The sequence below is a fragment of the Algoriphagus mannitolivorans DSM 15301 genome, from assembly GCF_000429425.1.
Lineage (GTDB): Bacteria > Bacteroidota > Bacteroidia > Cytophagales > Cyclobacteriaceae > Algoriphagus > Algoriphagus mannitolivorans.
The window spans coordinates 218122-236691 of the sequence record NZ_AUBV01000004.1; the positions used below are offsets into that span (position 1 = coordinate 218122).

14 protein-coding genes are annotated in these 18570 nt (G+C 43.9%); 4 read left to right on the forward strand and 10 right to left on the reverse strand.

Going from position 1 to position 18570, the window contains the following annotated elements; genetic code table 11:
- The gene (locus tag G458_RS0103570; RefSeq protein ID WP_026950692.1) at positions 1-5082 is read left to right on the forward strand and encodes an adenylate/guanylate cyclase domain-containing protein; all 5082 of its coding nucleotides are present in this window, start codon (positions 1-3) and stop codon (positions 5080-5082) included.
- A gap of 5 nt (positions 5083-5087) precedes the next feature.
- On the opposite strand, the gene G458_RS0103575 is transcribed toward G458_RS0103570, so the two are convergent.
- From G458_RS0103575 to tpiA, 9 genes are all read right to left on the reverse strand, one after another.
- Positions 5088-6374 (reverse strand): M24 family metallopeptidase, encoded by a 1287-nt coding sequence (locus G458_RS0103575; RefSeq protein WP_035467690.1) that lies wholly within the window; start codon positions 6372-6374, stop codon positions 5088-5090.
- A 180-nt stretch (positions 6375-6554) separates the two neighbouring features.
- On the reverse strand, positions 6555-7493 hold the full coding sequence (locus tag G458_RS0103580) for a lytic transglycosylase domain-containing protein (RefSeq protein ID WP_026950694.1): 939 nt from the start codon (positions 7491-7493) through the stop codon (positions 6555-6557).
- Positions 7494-7534: 41 nt separating this feature from the next.
- Positions 7535-7993 carry a hypothetical protein gene (locus G458_RS0103585; RefSeq protein WP_157359685.1) on the reverse strand — a complete coding sequence of 153 codons (459 nt, stop codon included), beginning with the start codon at positions 7991-7993 and terminating at the stop codon, positions 7535-7537.
- A 39-nt stretch (positions 7994-8032) separates the two neighbouring features.
- Entirely contained in the window at positions 8033-9553 is a 1521-nt protein-coding gene (locus tag G458_RS0103590) for a GH3 auxin-responsive promoter family protein (protein WP_026950696.1), read from the reverse strand.
- Complete coding sequence (gene lptB / locus G458_RS0103595) at positions 9553-10290, reverse strand: LPS export ABC transporter ATP-binding protein (RefSeq protein ID WP_026950697.1); 738 nt, start codon at positions 10288-10290, stop codon at positions 9553-9555. The genes G458_RS0103590 and lptB overlap by 1 nt, the downstream gene beginning before the upstream one ends.
- 1 nt (position 10291) lies before the next feature.
- Entirely contained in the window at positions 10292-12016 is a 1725-nt protein-coding gene (recJ, locus tag G458_RS0103600) for a single-stranded-DNA-specific exonuclease RecJ (RefSeq protein ID WP_026950698.1), read from the reverse strand.
- Between the two features lie 92 nt (positions 12017-12108).
- Positions 12109-12315, reverse strand: a complete 207-nt coding sequence (locus G458_RS0103605; protein WP_026950699.1) for a hypothetical protein — start codon at positions 12313-12315, stop codon at positions 12109-12111.
- A gap of 1 nt (position 12316) precedes the next feature.
- On the reverse strand, positions 12317-13144 hold the full coding sequence (gene prmA, locus G458_RS0103610) for a 50S ribosomal protein L11 methyltransferase (protein ID WP_026950700.1): 828 nt from the start codon (positions 13142-13144) through the stop codon (positions 12317-12319).
- A 79-nt stretch (positions 13145-13223) separates the two neighbouring features.
- Entirely contained in the window at positions 13224-13985 is a 762-nt protein-coding gene (tpiA, locus tag G458_RS0103615) for a triose-phosphate isomerase (protein WP_026950701.1), read from the reverse strand.
- 66 nt (positions 13986-14051) lie between these two features.
- On the opposite strand from tpiA, the gene G458_RS0103620 reads away from it, so the two are divergent.
- The gene (locus G458_RS0103620; RefSeq protein WP_026950702.1) at positions 14052-14558 is read left to right on the forward strand and encodes a regulatory protein RecX; all 507 of its coding nucleotides are present in this window, start codon (positions 14052-14054) and stop codon (positions 14556-14558) included.
- Here G458_RS0103620 and crtD read toward each other — a convergent pair.
- Positions 14552-16030, reverse strand: a complete 1479-nt coding sequence (crtD, locus tag G458_RS0103625; protein ID WP_026950703.1) for a 1-hydroxycarotenoid 3,4-desaturase CrtD — start codon at positions 16028-16030, stop codon at positions 14552-14554. The genes G458_RS0103620 and crtD overlap by 7 nt on opposite strands.
- Before the next feature lie 284 nt (positions 16031-16314).
- On the opposite strand from crtD, the gene G458_RS0103635 reads away from it, so the two are divergent.
- Entirely contained in the window at positions 16315-17178 is an 864-nt protein-coding gene (locus tag G458_RS0103635) for a hypothetical protein (protein ID WP_157359687.1), read from the forward strand.
- Between the two features lie 301 nt (positions 17179-17479).
- A complete protein-coding gene (locus G458_RS0103640; RefSeq protein ID WP_026950705.1) occupies positions 17480-18460 on the forward strand; it encodes a hypothetical protein in 981 nt (326 codons plus the stop codon).
- Positions 18461-18570 lie beyond the last annotated feature (110 nt).

An 18570-nucleotide genomic window follows, 5' to 3' on the forward strand; every position in this document is an offset into this window, starting at 1 on the left:
ATGGAATTATTACCTGGATACTTATTAGATGAGCTCATCTTCGAGGATGAGCAATTTATCCTATGCCGGGTAAACTCTAAAAAACAGGATCAAAAGTTCTTGGCCAAAAAGCTGAAAAACCAACAGCCTAGCACTAAGGAACTTGCCAATTTTCACCATGAAGTCCGCATTCTGAAAGAGTTTGAGATGGAGGGTATTCCCAAGGTGCTTTCTCACCAGGAAAAGGACGGAAATTTCACCATCTTCAGTGAGGATTTTGACGGGACTACGCTGGCCAAATGGCTGCAAGCCAATTCCCCTACTATTCCCCAGTTTCTCTCCATCGCCACTCAGCTTTGTAAAATCTTAAGCAAGCTCCATAGAAAAGGACTGATTCACAAAAGCATCAATCCCTACACGGTTTTGATCTCCAAAGATGGGAAAGAAGTTAAACTGGTGGACTTTACTGCCTCCAGTAATGTCAAAAACGAAATCCCTCAATCCCAGCCTTTGGTAGGATCCAAGCATATCCTTCCTTTCCAATCCCCGGAGCAAAGCGGAAGAACCAACCAAGCAATCGATCATCGCTCTGACTTTTACTCCTTGGGTGTAGTCTTGTATTTGATGGCAGCAAGAAGGCTACCTTTCGAATTTGAAGACCTTCTGGAACTCACGCACGCACAAATCGCCAGGATCCCAGAAAGCCCCTCTCTGTTTAATCCCACTTTTCCTGAAACCTTGGGAGAAATCATTCTCAAACTTTTATCCAAAACAGGAGATGACCGATACCAAGGAGCTGAAGGAATCATGCATGATTTGGAAATCTCCAAAACCCACTTTCTTACCAAAGGCTTTATCCCGGATTTCGAGTTGGGGAAAATGGACTACCATTTTAACCTCAAAATGCCGGATAGGATCTATGGAAGAAAGGCAGAATTGGAGGTCTTGGACAATTGCACCAATAGGCTTTTTGATGGTCTTCAGACCAATTTGTTTATCAGTGGGGAATCTGGTGTGGGGAAGACAAAAATGGTCTCTTACCTGAAGAAAAACCTCATCAGCAAAAAGGGATTATTTGTCGAAGGAAAGTTTGATCAATTCAACCAAAATGTCCCTTATAGCGCAGTCATTGAATGCTTTGAGGACCTTCTGGACCAAATTTTAAAATCCAAACCAGAAGACCTTCATCATCTCATCAACCTTTTCAGGCTGGAGCTCGGCCAAAACTCAGCAGTGCTTACCACCTTAATTCCTAAAGCCAAACTGATTTTTGGAGATAATCAGGCTTTGGCACCCTTGGCCGGAAGAGAATCCGAAAACCGATTCCGCTTGACCATTCGGCAGTTTTTATACCTCTTCTCCAAGCACGTGAAGCCTTTGGGCATATTTCTGGATGACTTTCAATGGGCCGATGCCGGCAGCTTGGCCTTGGCAAAATGGCTTCAGGAAAATTCTTTGGGAGGCCAGACTCTTTTTGTCTGTGCCTACAGGTCCGAGCCTCGATATTGGAATTCTTACTTTGAAAAATGGATTGCAGAAGTAAGCGAAAGCCAGGACAACAAAGTCATGCTCACCATTCCCCCGATGCAAAAAAGGGACTTCGTGGAGCTTCTGTCCGAAACCCTGCTAAGGGAGAAAGAAGAAGTGGAAAATCTTGCGGAAAGGATGTTTCACAAAACCAATGGAAATCCCTTTTTCATCTCTGAAATCCTCCGACAGCTATCTACCGAAAACATCGTCCGTCTCGAACTGAGTGAAGAAAAAGTCCGCTGGGTATGGGACGAAGACCGACTCAATTCTTTAAAAATTACGGATAATGTGGTGGATTTGGTCATTTCCCGTACGGAGTCCCTTTCCCCCAATTGTCTGGACATTCTATGTGCAGCATCCTGTATCAACAAAACCTTCGATTTTCATACACTTCAGACACTTTTCCCGGAAAAGGACCGGGATACCCTTGCCCGAGGAATTGTGGAAGCATTGGAGTCTGAGCTTATTTTTCCAATCAATGAAAACCACAGGTTCATCATTTTGTCGGGTATTTCACTGAATGCCTCTTTCTGCTTTGCTCACGATCGAATCCAGCAGGCTCTTTATTCTATTCAGCCCAAAACTGCCACACAGAAGATCCATTATACCCTTGCACGCTTAGGCGAAGACCAAGCCTTTCAACCTTCGGAGATTTTGGAAGTCGCTTCCCACTATTTGATGGCAGAAGATCTGATTTTCAAGGAAAATGAAAAGCTGTCCGTGGCAGAGACCCTTATCCAGGCCGGAATCATCGCCAAAGAAAACAATGCCCCTGCCGCCCCATTTCTCAACTTGGCCATCAAGCTGTTGCCTGAGAATTGTTGGAAGACCTTGCCGGAGGAAACCTTCCGTGCTTATTTTAATTTGGCCCAAAGTGAATTCATTCATGGAAACCCTCCAAGGGCTCTTTCTCTCTTGGATTTTATTGAGGAAAAATCCAAAAATCTTAAGCATCAGATTTCTGCGATTTGTGAGAAAATCGGGATTTTGGTCTATACCCTGAAATTTGAAGAAGCCGCTCAGGAATGTGTAAAAGGGTTTAAAAACCTAAACTATCAGCTCCCCGATCCGAGTCAAGACTCCATAGGAAAAGGACTGGGAGAGGTGCTTGGCCTTTTGGGCGACCAAAATCCACATGACCTCATCCGACTAGACACCATTCAGGATGAGCAAACCTTCTTGATCAATAAGGTTCTCTATAGTCAACTTCCCTGTGCCTTCCTTTCCGGAAATGGGCAGCTGTGGATGGTGACAGTTTTGGAAATGACTAAAATCCTGCTCACTAAGGGACTCTCCATCCAAGGTGCCCTGGGTCTGTGCAGCTTTGGAATGATCATGGGCGCAGTGATCGGAGATAAAATGAAAGCCTTAAGGATCGGTGAGGCCTCCATCAAGATCTCTGAAAAACTAAACGACCCCTCCTTGGATCCTCAGCTCAAATTTGTCACTTCTTACTTTTTGGCACCTTGGGTAAAAAACAAGGATTATTTTGATCCATTACTCGATGAAGCCATTGGAGACGGACTCAAATTTGGAGATTTGGGATATACTGGGTTTTCTATCCAGGTGAAATACGGTCTGATGATTTACCATGGGAACCCTTTGAGTCAACTGATCTCAACAGCCCGAAATTATCACTCTATTCTCCAGACAATCCGACAGGGAGATGCTTCGCTTTTGCACAGCCTGATTAATGAATTAGCCAAAAAACAGCAGGAAGAAAACCCGGAAAACAACATTATCCTTGAGAAAACCATAGCTGAATGGATCGGGGAAATGATGGGAAATAAGTTGTATAACGTCTTGGGTATCTTTTTGAATTTCCATTGCTCATTGGCTAATCTGCATGGAAACCACACTGAAGTGTTGGGACATTATGCTCTTCTTTCCCAATTGGAGGAAGCCTATTTCTCCAATTTGATGGTTCCGGCTATCAAACTTCAATACTTCATCAGCAAAGCTTTGCTTTACCTCAATGACGGAGGAGAAAACCCGGAAAAGGAGCTCAAGGAACTTCTCGATTGGACTCATTCCCAAAATCAGGCTGACAACGATTTTTTCCAAGGGGCGATTTCCTTGATGAACGCCTACCTGACCTGGATCTCCAAAGGGCCCAAGGTGGCAATTCTTGAATTTGAAGAAGCCTTGTCCATTGCCAAGAAAACCGGGAACTTCAGGAATATGGGATTGATCCAGGAGTCCTTGTTCCAGATTTACCTTTCCTTCAATAACCTGGACAAGGCGAAATCTTACTTTGGCGAGGCCCTGCATGCTTACAATAAATATGGATCCATCCAAAAGGTCCACTGCCTGAGACAAAATTACCCTCAATTTGCCTTTGAAACCCAAAAGGAAGGCTTCAAAACAGGGGATTCTCAAATTTCAGGGGAAACAGATCTGGATTACCTCAGCGTGATCAAGAGTATTCAAGTGCTTAGCGCCGAAACAGATATTGACACACTCCTTACCAGTCTTCTTCAAATTTGTCAGGAAAATGCCGGCGCAGAGCGTGGAAGATACTTCAAAGTCCAAAATGGGAATTCATTCATTCAGGCCCAGATAGGGAATTGGTCTGACATCAGCTCGGGAGAATACCCAGATGGGCTGATCAACTTTGTCTTGCATAGTCAGGAATCGGTAGTCCTCCATGATGCCAGCTCGGACGAGCGATTTGGACAGGATTTTTATTTCCAAAAGCACCCTATCAAAAGTGTCATTTGTGTGCCTATCCGCTTCAAGCAAAAATTGAAAGGCTTGGTGTATTTGGAAAATAATCTGGCTTTTGGGGCTTTTGGGGAAAATATTGCAGAAATCTTAAGACTGCTTTCTACCCAGATGGGAATCAGTATTGAGAATGCAGAACTCTATACTTCTTTGGAAGAAACCAACAAAAACCTGGAGCTGAAAGTCAAGGAAAGAACCAGGGAGCTGAGTCGGCTTTATTCCGAAAATGAAATGCTTCTGCTCAACATGCTGCCTCTAAGCATTGCGCAGAGGTTGAAAGCCGGAGAAACCTTTATTTCAGACCATTTTGACAATGTCAGCGTCTTGTTTGTGGACATTGTCAACTTCACGACCATCAGCGAAAACCTTTCCCCGAAGAAATTGGTCCACGAGCTGCATTCCTATTTCCAGACCTTTGACCAAATCCTCGAAAAGTACGGGCTGGAAAAGATCAAAACCATTGGAGATGCATATCTGGCTGTTGCTGGCCTACCTAATCCAGATCCGGAGCATGCCATCAAATGCATCCAAGCCGCCGCTGAAATGCTCTCCTACATTCGGAAGAGCCGTTCAAATGGAGGACTATTTGAAGCTAGAGTAGGAATCAGCAGTGGCCCACTGGTTGCCGGAGTCGTAGGAGAGAAGAAATTCGCTTATGACATCTGGGGAGATACGGTAAATATCGCCGCCAGAATGGAACAGAATTCATTACCCGGACAGATCAATCTCAGTGGAGCCACTTATGAACTGGTCAAAGATCAAATCCCCTGCAAATACAGAGGCAAACTTCCCGCTAAAAACAAAGGGGAAATCGACATGTATTTCGTGATTTTGAACCTAGAGGGTTAAGTCTTTTAGGCGAAAGGTTGGGAAATCGAAGGGCTAGGCTGGGAAAACCAAACCGGACCATCCGCTGTCATATACACACAGTCTTCGTGTCTCACCCCAAACTCACCGACAATGGAAATATTGGGTTCAATGCTGAAGCACATTCCCGGTTCCAAGATTTGTTTATTGCCCCGGACTGCATTGCCCCATTCATGTCCGTCCATTCCGATACCATGGCCGGTACGGTGAGGGAGTCCCGGTAATTTGTAATCCGGCCCAAAGCCCGCATCCGTAATGACTTTTCTGGCGGCGGCATCCACTGCTTCCAAAGGAGCCCCAATCTGAGCGGCTTTGAATCCTGCTGCTTGGGCTTCTTTTTCGAGATTCCAGATTTCCAGTTGCCGGGCAGTAGGCTCAGTTCCAAAAACAATAGTCCGACTGATATCCGAATTGTATCCCTGCACTCTGCAACCACAGTCCACCAGTACTACATCACCCTTTTTCAAGATTTGAGGTTGGGAGCTTCCATGAGGAAAAGCCGAAGCTGGACCAAAATTGGCCAAGGCAAATGCATGTCGGCCTCCCATTTTTTGATGAGCCTGAGCTACAGCTGAGCTGAAATTAGAAGGGCCTTCCCCCTCCTTTAAAGCGGCAAATCCCAGTTTCATCGCTTCAATAGTTACATTGGTGGCGATCTGCATCAATGCGATTTCCGCAGGAGATTTGATCATCCGGCAGGGGATGGTGACCGGGTCTGCGCTGACCACTTCAAAGCTCGAAGACACCCTTCTTACGCCATCTGCAATGAAAAAACGTACTCTTTCCTCCATCCCGATTTTCCCAGAAGAAACTCCGGAATCCCGGACTGCCTGAACGATTTGGGCATAGGGACTTTCATCTTCTTCCCAAGGGTAGATTTTTTCTCCCAACTTATTCCCCATAGCGATCAGTTCTTCCAAGCGATCTTCTTCAAATTTGGGACAGACGAAGCTGACGGCTCCTTTGGCAGGAATTACAGCTACCATGGGTCTTTCGCTTTGGCCCCAGGTCATTCCGGTGAAATAATCCATAGAGGTCCCTGAGTCCAGGACAACACCTGCAATACCGTTCTTGGCCATCAGATCCTGAGCCTTGGCCACGCGGGCCTTTCGCTCTTCCAGAGAAATCGGCTGGGCTTCGGCAGCGATATTTTTCAAATTATCCATAGCATGAGTTGAGGATTTGGAAGTAGAATCTGCAAAAACAGGAGAACCCGCCAACAAGGAGGTTCCTGCTCCCAGGGCAGATACATGGAGGAAATTTCTTCTTTTCATCGATTGAATTGGTGGTAATTGTATTGAAAATTCAAGATATGGTTTTTATGATCCCAGAGGTAAAATTCTTGCCCCCTGACCTTTGCTCATTGCCTATTGCCCTTTGCCTCTTGGTACTTGATACTTGATACATTGTACTTGGTACTTAGTACTTGATACTTTGTACTTGGTACTTTCCCCTCACTCCGGCAATCGAATTTCATAGACTCTTCCTCTTTTCACATTCAGGTCTTTATCCCGGAGCCAAGGGTTATAGAGCTTTAGGTTTTTATAATTGCTACCCTGATTTCTGGCCCAACTGGCAAGGTCTTTTATATCGGAATCTACACGTATGGATCGAAGTGATGGATTTTTGTAATAATCCTTTTCTCTAAGATGGAACCCAAAAGCTCCGGGGTTTTCAAAAATCACCTTAAAGGCCAGAATCCTAAACAAATATCTGCTAGTCTCCTCATTGAGATAAAGCTGGTAATAATTCTTTTGGAATTGCTCTTCCTGTCTTCTGGAAAAGCCGGATTGGCCCATGTTGTAGCTGGCAGCCACGGCCGTCCAATCTCCAAATTTAGCATGCGCCTTTAGGAGGTATTTAGCAGCTGCAGCCGTGGATTTTTCAAAGTGGTACCGCTCATCCACGTCCTTGCTGATTTCGAGTCCATACTCTTCCCCAGTACTTTCCATAAACTGCCAAAAGCCTCTGGCCCCTGCGGGTGAAGCAACATTCATCAATCCACTTTCCGCGAGCGCCAAGTATTTGAAATCGGAAGGAATTCCTGCTTCGGATAGAATCCGCTCTATTTCCGGGAAAAATTTGGCTGATCTTTTCATCAACAAGATCATGTTGGATTCCCAATAGGCATTCACATAAATCTCCCTTTCCAAACGCTCAAAGACATCTGGTTCCTCCAAAGGCACTTTTTCTCCGGCAAAAGTCAATTCCTTAGGCAAGTCAAAAAGCCTGATGGAATCTCGGGATGAGGATGGATAATGCACAATGGGCTGCTCCTGAAACCGGGATTCCTCCTGGGGAATTTCCGGAGTTTTGGACCAATAGGCCAAAGCAGCCAAAAAAACGGCGACACAACAAAAAATATAGAGCGATATAAGGTGAAATCGGGGCATAAATGAACAACGAAGAAGTCAAGCTTAAGGTAAGCTACTTCTCAAAAAATACCCAATAACTTTTTGCGAGTGGCTTTTTTAATTTCATCCCGTTGACTCAAAAACTCTTCCTCGGAGGCAAAAACTCGATTTAAGTCACAAGTGGAAGTGGAAAGCGTTCCATATTGGCCTTCGTAAGCAAAAATCAGAATTTTTTCACCAGGCCTAAAAAAATCTCCACAAAAGGTCCAACCATTATTCATGACCAAATAACCCTCTTGGATGAAGTTAGAAACCTTCCCCTTGAATACCTCTTTAACCTTCAACTTAGGATGATAACCACCTTTTAGGAAATATTGAGAGTTGTGTAAAGCGTAAATGGTGTCTTCAAAACCTTCGATTTGATTATCTACCAAGCTTTCAACCTCGGCGTAAAAAATGTAAGGATAGTTTTTGGCCCATTCCTTCAAAGTATGCGGTCCAAAAATGCACTCACAGGCTTTCGCAGGTGAATAAATCAAGATTGAAAAAAATAAAAACAAGCAGACTTTCTTCATCGCTTACCCCATCATCCCCAAAATCTCATCAATATACTCCCTGGAATTAGCCAATCTGGGCACTTTAAACTGCCCTCCCAATTTGCCTTTTTTTCCCAGCCAAGCTTCAAAAAGCCCATGAGGAGCTGCATGTAATACCAGGCGTTTCAGGGCCAGATCCTTGTACCTTTTGGCATCGTAGTCGGAATTGATCTGCCGGAGTTTTTCATCCAGAAGGTTTCCAAACTGTTCCAAGGATTCCGGTTCCTTTTTAAATTCCACGACCCATTCATGGGCCCCTTTGGATCCATTCCCTTCAAAAAATACCGGCGCAGCCGTGAAATTGGTAATCGTAGCCCCCGTCTGCTCACAGGCAAACTGGATGGCTGATTCTGCATTTTCTACAATGACTTCCTCTCCAAAAGCATTGATAAAATGCTTGGTTCTACCTGATATTTTGAATCGGTAGGGAGTAGAAGAGGTAAACTTGATGGTGTCTCCGATTTTGTATCGCCAAAGCCCTCCATTAGTGGAAATCACCAAGGCATAGTTTTTTCCTATTTCCACATCTTTCAAGGAAATTACCTCTGGATTTTCCTTATCCCACTCTTCCATAGGAATGAATTCATAAAAAATCCCGTAGTCCAGCAGAAGCAGCAATTCCTCGGAATCCGGCTGATCCTGAATCCCAAAGAATCCTTCAGAGGCATTGTAAGTTTCCATATACCTCATTTTATCAGAAGGAATAAGTTCCTTAAACAAGTTTCGATACGGACCAAAAGCCACCGCTCCATGGAAAAACACCTCCAGATTCGGCCAAACTTCAAGGATATTTTTGGCCTTTTTGATTTCTAAAATCCGCTGTAGGAGAACCAAAGTCCAAGTCGGAACACCGGCGATGGAAGTGACATTTTCATCCATAGTCTCCCGGGCCATTTTCTCGATTTTGGTTTCCCAGTCCCCCATCAAGGCCGTCTCCAAACCTGGAGTTCGGGCAAACTGGGCCCAGATGGGCAGATTCTGCATGATAACCGCCGAGACATCCCCTGCCTTGGCAGAACCGCCAGGATTGAGCGGATTTTTTTCCAAAGTCCCGCCGATGGATAGACTCTTACCGGTAAAAAGCTTGGTGTCCGGAAAGGTGCTTACATACAGGGAAACCATATCTTTTCCTCCTTTATAATGGCATTCTTCAAGACTTTCTTCAGATACGGGTATGTACTTACTGCGACTGGAAGTCGTCCCTGAGGATTTGGCAAACCATTCGATGTCTGAGCTCCAAATGATCTGCTGCTGTCCTTTCATCGTTTTTTCGATGTATGGCTTAAAAGTCTCATATTCAAAAAGTGGTACCTGTTTGGCAAAGTCTTCATAAGATTTGATCTTCGAAAAACCATATTCCCTTCCAAAATCGGTTGCTCTGCCTTCCTGAATCAAATACCAAAAAGTAGAATCCTGGACTTCCAGGGGATTGTTTTTGAGATTTTCAATTTGACCCAGACGGCTTTTAAAAATCCAAGTCATAAAGCTATTGAGCACTTCCATCAGTTAAAAACTTTGCGTTTTAACTCAAACTGACTACCCAAATAAACTTTTCTTACCTGCTCGTCAGCGGCCAATTCCTCCGCAGTTCCGGCTTTGAGCAATCTACCTTCAAACATCAGATACGCCCTGTCTGTGATGGAAAGGGTCTCATTCACATTATGATCGGTGATCAGAATACCGATATTTTTGGTCTTGAGCTTAGCTACAATGGTTTGGATTTCCTCCACGGCAATGGGATCCACTCCTGCAAATGGTTCATCCAACAGGACGAATTTGGGATCTACTGCCAAGGCTCGGGCGATTTCAGTCCGTCTTCGCTCACCTCCTGAAAGCACCATTCCGAGGTTTTTGCGGACATGGGTCAAGCTGAATTCCTCCAGCAGCATCTCCACTTTTTCCTTTTGCTGGGCTTTGGGTAAGTTGGTCATTTCCAGTACAGCGAGGATGTTTTCCTCTACGGAAAGCTTCCTGAACACAGAGGCTTCCTGTGCCAGATACCCGATTCCCAGCTTGGCCCGCTTGTACATGGGAAGGCTGGTGATTTCCTCCTTATCCAAAAAAATCTTCCCCTCATTGGGCTGCACCAAGCCCACGATCATGTAAAAGGAAGTGGTTTTCCCGGCACCATTTGGGCCCAAAAGCCCTACAATTTCACCCTGATTAACTTCCACAGAGATGTCGTTGACCACGCGGCGGCCTTTGTAAATTTTGACGAGGTGTTCGGCTCGGAGCAGCATATCAGTCAAATTTGATGTCTTTCACGTAGAGTTGCAAACTACTTTTATCCCGGAAAAAATTCTCCCTAAGTTCTGCCAATATATCAAATCTCATCTTCCCACGAAGCAAATTCACCGTAGTCAAATCAGGATCTTTCATCCGGTCTGCCATGCCGAAGCCCAGACATACCGGGGTAGTCACCTGACCATCTTGGACGATTTTGAACCTCAAATGCTTGTCTTTGAGCACCGTAACCTCCTCCGCATACACATTGTTGATCCGGAATACCGGCTCGGTATTCCCCGGTCCAAAAGGAGCCATTTGCTTGAGAATATTGTAAAATTTATAGTTGATCTGATCCAAAAGTAGAACATCATCGACTTCGATCACCGGTTTACGGTGAACCTCTTCAATCCGACTTCGGACCACCGATTCAAATTTGGCCTGGAATGCCGGGACATTTTCTACTGACATGGTCAGACCCGCGGCATATTTATGTCCTCCAAACTGATCCAGCAATTCGGCACATTCTGCGATGGCCTCGTAAATATCAAAATCCACCACCGAGCGGGCGCTTCCGGTGGCCTTATTATTCGACTCAGTGAGGATAATTGTCGGCCGATAGTATTTTTCAATGCACCTGCTGGCCACGATCCCGATCACTCCCTTGTGCCAATCTTCTTTGAATAATACAGTCGAGTTCCACTCAGCCTCTTCTTCCCGGATAGCCAGCATTTCGAAAGCTTCCTTGGTGATGTTTTCATCAAAATTCCTCCGGGTGGCATTGACTTCGTCCACTGACTTTGCCCGGAGAATCGCCTCCTCCAAGTTGGATGAAATCAATAGCTCCACTGAGGCTTTAGCATGCTCCAGACGACCTGAGGCATTGATCCTTGGCCCAATTTTGAAGACAATGTCTGAGATTTGGATTTCCTTTTCGACTTTGGCTTGGAGGATGAGGGCTTTCAAACCCGGCCGTGGAGTATTATTAATCCGGTCCAACCCATAGTAGGCCAGAATACGGTTTTCACCGGTAATCGGAACAATATCCGCGGCAATACTCACCGCCAGGAGATCCAAATACGGGTATAAGGCAGATTCCTCTATTCCGTGCGTCTTGGCATAAGCCTGGATCAGCTTAAAGCCAACTCCGCAGCCGCTGAGTTCTTTATAGGGATAATTACAATCAGAACGCTTGGCATCCAATACTGCCACTGCAGCAGGCAATTCCTCTCCGGGAGTATGGTGATCACAAATGATAAAATCCACTCCGAGCTCTTTGGCAAGCCTTACCTTGTCGATGGCTTTGATCCCGCAATCCAGAGAAATAATTAGCGAAAAGCCCAAATCAGCAGCATTTCTTACTCCCCGTTCTGAAACTCCGTATCCTTCCTTATACCGATCGGGAATGTAAAAATCCACGTGGGGATAGAAGCTTTTCAAAAAGCTGTACATCAAGGCCACAGCCGTGGTGCCATCTACATCGTAGTCCCCGTAAACCATGATTTTTTCATGGTTTAAGACCGCTTTTTCAATTCGGTCCACAGCTTGGTCCATATCCTTCATCAGAAAAGGATCATGGAGCTGACTGAGGCTGGGGCGGAAATAGTCCTTTGCCTGATCAAAATTCTCCACGCCTCTATTGATCAGCATATTGGCCAAGGTAGGATTGATATTAATCTCCTTACCCAGCCTTTCTATAGCTGCTTGAGAAGTTTTGGGTTTCAGTTTCCAGATGTACTCCATAGGGTAAAATTACAAAAGTAAAAGGAAGAGATTTCTCCCTGATTTTGGAATTGGGTGATAGACTTTAAGCGGTCATTGGCCTCAAAAAGTTTCTAATGCCCGAAATTTCGACGCTTTTTTTCTTGTCGATAATAATACAGAAATAGAAGAGGAGAAATTAGGGCTCGAAGTTTCCATGCATTTTTCTCATGAAAGCTTAATCCTGAATCTGCATTGACCTCTCGGTACATCTTGACCGCTGCAATACAATGTCCCAAAACCGCGATCAAAAGAATGGAATAAATTACCAACTCTCTCATTTTATTTCTTTTGAAGAATCAAAGCTGCCCAATTATCCTTGGTAGAGGATTCTAGCAGCTCTAAACCCAAAGGCTTTGCTACCTCCAGGAGATCCTGAATATCTTCCGAGTAAAATCCACTCAAAAGCAAATAGCCCTGTGGCTCAAGAAGCTCAGCATAGATCTGCATTTCGTCCAGCAGAACATTCTTATTGATATTGGCAAGGACAATGTCAAAAGGTCCTTGTGGATTCACATCTCTGATGGTACCCAAGCCCATTCGGGTACTGAGTCCGTTCAGGTCAAAGTTCTCATTACCATTTTCCACACACCAATCATCGATATCAAAAGCCTCTACTGCACTGGCTCCCAGAAGATGTGCCATAATGGCCAAAATCCCTGTGCCAGAACCAACATCCAAAACTCTTTTCCCGGCATGATCCAATCGCCCTTGATGCTTGAGCATTTGGAAAGTTGTGGCATGGTGGCCAGTACCAAATGACATTTTGGGATTAATCACAATTTCATGGCGAAATCCTGGTTTGGATTCATGAAAAGACGCCCTAACATAGACCAAGTCATCCACTGAAATGGGATCATAGTTTTTTTCCCATTCTTGATTCCAGTTGACTTTAGGCATTTTCCCTTCCGTCAGAGAAATCTCCGCAGCTTCCTGATATCCTTCTATCACCCGCTGGAATTCCTCCCGATCGAAATCCGCTTCCTGAGCGTAAGCATCAATACCCTCTTCCGTTTCCAGAAATGAGTCAAAACCGATTTCTGCCAACTCGGCAATCAGGATTTCCCGAAACTCCTCTTTACATTTGATCTTAAACTCTAAATAGTCCATGGTATGGGTAAGGTAGGATAAAGAAGAGGTCTGTGCGGACACAGACCCAGGTATTCATTTAGATATTTCTATTAAGAACTTAGAATGACTTCGCAATGTCGATGAAGTCTCTGGACTTCAGAGATGCCCCACCGATCAGTCCTCCATCCACATCCGGTTTGGAGAAAAGCTCTTTGGCATTGCCTGGATTTGCACTTCCTCCGTACAGGATGGAAGTATTCTCAGCAATCTCTTTTCCATACTTGGAGGAGATATGACGTCTAAGTGCTAAGTGCATCTCCTGTGCTTGGTCAGCGGAAGCTGTCTTTCCTGTACCAATTGCCCAGATGGGCTCATAGGCTATGACCACTTTGGAAAAATCCTCAGGAGATAGGTCAAACAAGCTCTGAGTAAGTTGGAATTTTACATTAGGCTCATGGGTTCCGGCGGTTCTGATTTCGAGAGATTCCCCACAGCAAAATATCGGTGTCAATCCGTTGGCCAGTGCCTGTTTTACTTTGACCGCCAAAAGCTCGTTGGATTCTTTGAAATACTCTCTTCTCTCAGAGTGGCCCAAAATCACGTACTGCACTCCGAAGGAAGCTAAAATTTTTGCTGACACTTCGCCGGTAAAAGCTCCTGATTCTTTGTCGGAGCAGTTTTGTGCACCCAAGCCTATGCCGGGGGTATCTCCGATCAATTTTTTTACGGGATGGATATGCGGAAATGGAGGGTTGAGAACAAGAGTCACATCTTTGACTGCTTCATCCTTAAACATGTTGACAATTTCGGAAGTCAGCTTTTGGCCTTCGTCGAATGTCATGTTCATTTTCCAGTTTCCAGCAACGATTTTTTTTCTCATGAGAGCTTTTGATTTATGGTTTGAAAAAACTTGAGCAGTGGGTATTTTGGCTTAAAATTACCAAAAATGTCCACTTGGGGAAAAAATAACCCGGATCAAAACCCAAAAAAGTCCTGGACCCTTCAGGAGGCCAAAGGAAAACTGGAAACTTTTTGTGCCTATCAGGAGCGCTGTGCCTGGGAGGTGAGAAGGAAACTTTTTGAAAAAGGGATCCAAGGCGAAACAGTCGAAAAACTGGTAGAGGAGCTCATTAAAGACGGGTTTCTACACGAAGAACGCTTTGCAAGATCCTTTGCAAGGGGAAAATTCCGTCTGAAAAAATGGGGAAAAAACCGGATCGTGCAGGAGTTAAAACTCAGGCATATCAGTCCTGAAAATATTCGAAAAGGGATTTCTGAAATCGACCCTGAGGAATATTACGATACCCTGCTCTCCCAAACCGAAAAGAAATGGGAAAAAACGACCGAAAAAGATCCTTACAAAAAGAAATTCAAAGTGCTCCAGTTCCTAATGAGCAAAGGATTTGAGCAGGATTTGGTTCAGGAAGCAATTGCCAGTATTCAGTCTCAATAACCAGTCACAGGCGGCACCATTTCGCTCATAATTTTCGCAGAAAGCAAGGAAAGCGGTATTCCTCCACCCGGGTGAACTGATCCTCCGCAGAAATAGAGATTCTTGATAGAGGATGAATAATTCGCATGACGGAGAAAAGCTGCAAACTTATTATTGGAGCTATTGCCATACAAAGCCCCCTGTGCGGATGAGGTCTTGGATTCTATGGTTCGGGGTTCTAGAATTTCCTCCACTTCAATCAATTTTTCCAAATCGGTATTCAGAATACGGTTGACTTTGGAAATGATGTTTTTCCTGGCCTCTGCAATCATCCGATCCCAATCCTGACCTTGGTTATTGGGCACATTGATCATGGTAAACCAATTCATGCATGCCTCGGGAGCATCTTCAAGCCTTTCCACCGAAGTGATGTTAATATAGACTGTAGGGTCATGATAGATGGTCCCTTTTTGGAAGATATGCTCAAACTCCGCGCGATAATTGTCTGAAAATAGGATGTTGTGCAGATCGAGCTCCTGGAATACTTTTTTTACTCCCCAATAAAAGATCAAAGCCGAACTGGATTTGGGCTGGTTTAGGAGGGTTTTCGGCTGCTTCTGTTTTTTGAGGATGGTCTTATAAGCATTCACCATATCCATATTATTGACAACCAGGTCCGCTAGGATAGGTTGGTCCCCGACCCGAATTCCAACTGCTTGCGCATTTTCCACCAACACTTCTTCGACTTTAGAATTGAAATGAAAAACCACTCCCAGAGATTCTGCCAGCTTGAAAAGGCTGTGAGAAATTTCATGCATCCCTTTTTTGGGGAAATAGGCCCCTCTGTTGAATTCCAAATGAGGAATAATATTCAAAGTCGCAGGAGTCTGGTAGGGATCCGATCCATTGTAGGTCGCGTATCGGTTAAACATCTGAACGAGTTTGACTTGAGAAAAAAGCCTCTCATTGGCAGCGTTCATGGTGGAGAATATTCCCAACTTCCCCATTTTCAGGTAAGATTTTAGTGCTTGGGGATTGGTCCAAGTGGCCATTTGATGAAGAGACCTTTCCATAAATAGGGGAGCGAGGTGCTCATAGATATAGGAGGAGGACTTGAGAGCCGTTCTGATATGTTGGGCAGGCTCTCCCAATTTGGTCTCGACTTCTTCCGCAAACCGGTCCAAATCCGCAAAGGCTTGTACCCTTTTTCCATCTTCCCAGAAATAATTGCAGATGACCTCTAGACGGGAATAGTCAAAAAACTCTTTGGGATCCTTTCCTGCCAAATGAAAAAGCTCATCCACGAGTTCGGGCATTGTAAACAAAGAAGGACCAGCATCGAAACGATAACCCTGAATCCGAATTTCGGAGAGCTTCCCTCCAAAATAGGCATTGGCTTCAAATACCTCCACCTGATAGCCTTTTAAAGCTAGCCGGATAGAAGCAGCAATCCCGGCTATTCCCGAACCGATTACTAATGCTTTTTTGGTCATGATATCTCAGTCTAATTCAAGACCCGAATATTCCTGAAAATGTTTAGGAATGCCTCCAAAAACAGGCAGATTTTTACCGTTTATCAAATCATTTTAAAGTTTTACTTTAAGGAAAACCATAAAAACATCAGAAAAAGGCCCTATTAAATATCACAGGGTACTTTTTAGTATTTTTTGCAAAAATTTTTTTTTGATGACCTGCATCTATTATTGGATAAAATACATTTATCTTAGTGCAAAATATAACTAAGCTTATGAAGAATTTTACCAAAAACTTAATGGGAATGGCCCTGGCAGGGTTGATTCTCAGTGCATGTAGCCAGATGGCTACCTTCGAGGAAGCAGATCTGATGAATGAGCAGGCTGTTGCGAAAAATGGATTTAATTTGAATCCTTTTGGATTAGGTAACGAGAACGCAAGGACTTACTCAGCAACAGACTGTGGAAACTTCTGCATAGATCCAGCTAATCCTGAGTATTCTGTGCAAACTTCTACCATATCAAATAATAGCGGGCCTCAATCCCGTGTATTTACATATTCTGTTTACAACACGCTCACAGGATTTCAATTGGATTGGAGTTATGCCTCAAGTAACAATGCTGGAAGAAAGCTAAGAATAACAGTATCCGGAGCTGGATTTGCCTCCCCTAAAACCTATACCACCAGCCAACTTAATGGGGGACCTGTCAGTGGGTCCAATACATTTACTTTTGATGCTTCATGGGCTGCGTGCGGGGTTGTTACCATTGCGGCAGAAATTCTCGATGGAGATAATGCAGTAGTCTCTGGACCAATTTCAACCAATTATAGCTTAATAGGTGAATGCGTTGTAGGCTGTGATGAAAGTTTCAGCTATGAAGTTGATGGTAATGAAGTTACTTTTACTTATGTCCCTTCAGCAGATCTAGATAATGCGGAATTAGTCTTCACTTTCCCTCAAAGTGCATTAGATGGCAACCCACTAGAAGGATGGAGTTACGATGGCCAAACAATGAGAAAAACTATGGATTTAGACGCTTGTGCAACTTACACCTGGACTGTCAGCTTAAGCTGCAAACCATTGAATAACGCCCAAAACAAGTGGACAGACTTTAAGGTAAATGATTTCTCCAAAAAAGGATCTCTATCCAATATTAAATGTAATTGAGAGTAAGGCTTTGAATAATTAATATTTTTCCCCCGAGCTTCCCTCGGGGGATTTTTTTGCTTTATACCAATCTCCATTTGGTTTAATCGTAATCCAAAAGGCAAAAAAGCAATTTCCCAATAGCCTCCATAGCAGCTCGAAAAAACATCATAAGCCCATTTTTAGAATTTTTTGAAAAAATTTAACAAAAAAAGCAAACAAACTGCTGATTTAGTGAATTTTACTAAAAATAAACTTGTCCAAAATACATTTTTAAGCCATTGATTTACATTTATTTGGTTTCAAAATAAACAAACGGTTTATGAAAACTTCATTTTACAAATTTTTAGGATTGGCCCTGGCAGGGTTGATTCTTGGCGCATGTAGCCAGACGGCTACTTTTGAAGATGCTGACCTAATGAACGAACAGGCTTCAGCGGAACGGGCGGGATTCAAATTGGATCCTTTTGAAACACCCTCGGGCATAAACTCAAAGGCATACTTGGAGTGTAACCAAAGAGGGCCGGACGATTGTATAACTTGGGATCCAAATTCGTGGTTTTACAAGGCGGAAACTAAAGCCTATACTGCAGGACCTCAGGGATCAGTGACGGTAACTATTCACAATACTCCGACTCATATTGTTTACACCATTACCAGCACAGAACAAAACATCAAAAAAGTCACCTTCAATGGAGTGGATTTATATGCCCAAAACACCAATGCTCCGGAGCCTTTTATTCATAGTGTACCCTTAGGAACTTTCGGAGAAGATTGGGTTGCTTGTGATTTGGAAACCGCTACTATTGAAGTGAGAAGGCAGAACAGCAGTGGAACAGGCGGTGGTGTATATTTGAAATTTGAAACTTCCTATGAACTAATTCCTGTATGCGATGATGGAGTGCAAGAAGATTGCGATTCTTCATTGGTGAAAAGCTTCATCGAGATAGACAATCAAGGATATCACATTTATGAGTTTACAGTAATTTCGGCCAATGATATCCCAAATGGAAATAGTTGGGAAGTCCAACTTACGGTTCCACAAATTATAGCTTATAAAGCACTTGATGGTAAAACCTATACTGGATTCGGCGAAGATTTGGTGAATGTTCTTAGGTGGGATGGAGATATCACTAAATGTACTCCAATCTCGTTCAAAATAGGATTTCTTCCTGATTGTGGAGCACTCGATGAATTAGGCAAGAAGAACACAAATGCGACTATTTTGTCAGTGTTTAATGTAAAAGGAGAAGGAAACCTCCTAAGTGAAGCAGGGAAAATAAAATATACCTGTCCCAAATAGATACTTCCCCCGAGTTCTCCTCGGGGGATTTTTTTATCTACTTGTACGGTGCCCTTTGTCACTTTTTAAAAATTTGGAATTCATTATCTTAAAGAGAATCCAATATATGA

Coding starts and splice junctions, on each gene's coding strand:
- G458_RS0103570 (WP_026950692.1), top strand. CDS start 1: ATGGAATTATTACCTGGATACTTATTAGATGAGCTCATCTTCGAGGAT.
- G458_RS0103575 (WP_035467690.1), bottom strand. CDS start 6,374: ATGAAAAGAAGAAATTTCCTCCATGTATCTGCCCTGGGAGCAGGAACC.
- G458_RS0103580 (WP_026950694.1), bottom strand. CDS start 7,493: ATGCCCCGATTTCACCTTATATCGCTCTATATTTTTTGTTGTGTCGCC.
- G458_RS0103590 (WP_026950696.1), bottom strand. CDS start 9,553: ATGGAAGTGCTCAATAGCTTTATGACTTGGATTTTTAAAAGCCGTCTG.
- lptB (WP_026950697.1), bottom strand. CDS start 10,290: ATGCTGCTCCGAGCCGAACACCTCGTCAAAATTTACAAAGGCCGCCGC.
- recJ (WP_026950698.1), bottom strand. CDS start 12,016: ATGGAGTACATCTGGAAACTGAAACCCAAAACTTCTCAAGCAGCTATA.
- G458_RS0103605 (WP_026950699.1), bottom strand. CDS start 12,315: ATGAGAGAGTTGGTAATTTATTCCATTCTTTTGATCGCGGTTTTGGGA.
- prmA (WP_026950700.1), bottom strand. CDS start 13,144: ATGGACTATTTAGAGTTTAAGATCAAATGTAAAGAGGAGTTTCGGGAA.
- tpiA (WP_026950701.1), bottom strand. CDS start 13,985: ATGAGAAAAAAAATCGTTGCTGGAAACTGGAAAATGAACATGACATTC.
- G458_RS0103620 (WP_026950702.1), top strand. CDS start 14,052: ATGTCCACTTGGGGAAAAAATAACCCGGATCAAAACCCAAAAAAGTCC.
- crtD (WP_026950703.1), bottom strand. CDS start 16,030: ATGACCAAAAAAGCATTAGTAATCGGTTCGGGAATAGCCGGGATTGCT.
- G458_RS0103635 (WP_157359687.1), top strand. CDS start 16,315: ATGGCCCTGGCAGGGTTGATTCTCAGTGCATGTAGCCAGATGGCTACC.
- G458_RS0103640 (WP_026950705.1), top strand. CDS start 17,480: ATGAAAACTTCATTTTACAAATTTTTAGGATTGGCCCTGGCAGGGTTG.